The following is a 245-nucleotide window of genomic DNA, read 5'->3' on the forward strand; positions in this document are numbered from 1 at the left end:
GACTCCCCTGGGGCGAGCGCTCCGAGCTGCTGGTGAGCCTGCGCGGAGCGCGCCCGCTGCCGGATGCGACCTGGCTGAGTGCCGTGCGCGACGCCGCCGAGCACGCCGGCCTCACCATCCGCACGGTCGTACAGGTGCGGGAGGACGCGGGCCGGGCGCGCGAGCTCGCGGAGATGCTCGGCGGTGAATTCGAGGCCTGGGGCGACACCGATCCACTCGTCCAGGAAGAGCGCCTTCGCCAGCGT

Annotated in this window: 1 protein-coding gene; it reads left to right on the top strand. The window is 73.9% G+C overall.

From position 1 onward, the window contains the following. Positions 1-245 (top strand): hypothetical protein (locus SB753_RS40420; RefSeq protein WP_410805595.1); only part of this gene is annotated, 245 nt, incomplete at both ends.

It is taken from the genome of Paraburkholderia sp. SIMBA_053 (genome assembly GCF_046534895.1).
In the GTDB taxonomy this organism is placed as follows: domain Bacteria; phylum Pseudomonadota; class Gammaproteobacteria; order Burkholderiales; family Burkholderiaceae; genus Paraburkholderia; species Paraburkholderia caledonica.